We start from the raw sequence: 1,567 nt of genomic DNA on the forward strand, positions 1-1,567 counted from the left end.
CTCATCGACAAATCCGTTCATCAGATTAACACCATTGAAAAACGAACCGATCGCAAGATTGAGATTCGAATTGAAGATCGTGCGAGGAGTTGCAGATGATCCGGTCATCACGCCATTGACATAGACCCGGTATTTGGTCCCGTCATAATCCACCGCGACATAATACCAGGTATCGGCGACTGGCGCCCATGTGCCGTTGATATCCGTCAAGATGGTGGTGCCATCCGTCGAAACATACCAACTCAAACTGGAGCCTCCGGTCATCCCGAATTGCCAGCCAAATTGCCCGGATGTTCCCCATTGCGAAGCAAAAACCTGCGATCCCGAAATGGTAGATAGTCTGACCCACATCTCAATCGTGAAGAGGCCACCGCCAAAATTCCAATCATTGCTATCTGGAAACGTCAGACCAGAAGGCCCACCTGTGCCATTGATAAAAAGTGACGAAGTTCCAAATTTGAATTGGCTGGTGCTGATATTGCCGAGACTGGGGTTGATAAGAGTGCCGGTGCCGTGTGCTGCCGGGCTTTCATCCGTCAGACCCGGAGCGCCGGTAGAACCATTGACACCCTCGAAGCCCATCAGCAGCACTACATTGCTAAGATGCGGGTCCGCTGCCAATACCGAAGTCGGTACAGTGAAATAATTATCCGACGATTGGGTGAAGATTACGACGCGATGGCTTGGCTGTGGCACGTAGGGTGAGTTCAAGCCGAACTCCGAATAATCGAGCGCGATCGTCCAGTTGCCGTTATGCTTTTTGACATCAATCCCGGCTCCGCCAATTACCGGATTGGGGAACTGCGGGAGAACCTTGACCCTGATCATTGATTGTCGATGCCTTCGAGCACGGTCACGGTGCCGATGATCAATTGCATGGTGCTGCCGCCCTGGCTGACGCGAACGCCGATCTGGTATTCACCCTGACAAAGCGAGGCCATGCGGGTGAATGGAAACAACCACTGAAAGGTGCCGGTATCCACCACTGTGATTTCGCCGGTGTCGGTCGAGCCGGTTAGCAACGCATCAACGGGAAGCATGGGGCCATAAAAGTAATCGGTGAAATAGCCGGGACTGCACCGAAGCGGGCGCACCGTCATCGTGATTCGGGCCAGCGAAAGATCGATCGGTTCTCCTGTGTCCTGATCGGCCAACGCGATTGTCTCCTGCCAGTCCGCCCGGTTCGATGCAGTGGAGATGTTGCCGTTATACATACAACAACCTATAGTTTAAGATACACTGTTGCGAGCATGGTCGGCTGCACCTGTGAGAATGGCGTGCTTGAGCCGCCCTGCGCATTTCCCGTAAAGATTTGTGCAGCTGCAGTACCAGTCCAGGTACCTAGGGAGAAGCCAGCAGGAACAGCACCGCCGCCCTGCGCACTAGCGTCGAGAGCGGCATATCCTAATGTGTGTGTCGAGGCAGTGACAGCAGATGCCCCATTAAAGCCAGTTGGCGTATAGGCCGGAAGATTTCCAGTAACGAGCGTAACGCTCTGCCCACCACCTGCTGCGCCCAGCGTCGTGGCACCTGTCCCGAAATAAGTATTCGTCAATCGCCCCGCCGC

General features: G+C 54.2%; 3 protein-coding genes. All 3 read right to left on the reverse strand.

Annotated features, from left to right (window positions below; translation table 11 throughout):
* The coding region (locus VH187_RS01200) for a LamG domain-containing protein (protein ID WP_329699673.1) at positions 1 to 828 on the reverse strand (828 nt) is incomplete at its 3' end.
* Complete coding sequence (locus VH187_RS01205) at positions 825 to 1,214, reverse strand: hypothetical protein (RefSeq protein ID WP_329699674.1); 390 nt, start codon at positions 1,212 to 1,214, stop codon at positions 825 to 827. The genes VH187_RS01200 and VH187_RS01205, both read right to left, overlap by 4 nt.
* 8 nt (positions 1,215 to 1,222) lie before the next feature.
* Positions 1,223 to 1,567 (reverse strand): hypothetical protein (locus VH187_RS01210; protein ID WP_329699675.1); only part of this gene is annotated, 345 nt, incomplete at its 5' end.

It is taken from the genome of Scandinavium sp. (assembly GCF_036271055.1).
Classification (GTDB): Bacteria; Pseudomonadota; Gammaproteobacteria; order Enterobacterales; family Enterobacteriaceae; genus Scandinavium.

Coding starts and splice junctions, on each gene's coding strand:
- VH187_RS01205 (WP_329699674.1), bottom strand. CDS start 1,214: ATGTATAACGGCAACATCTCCACTGCATCGAACCGGGCGGACTGGCAG.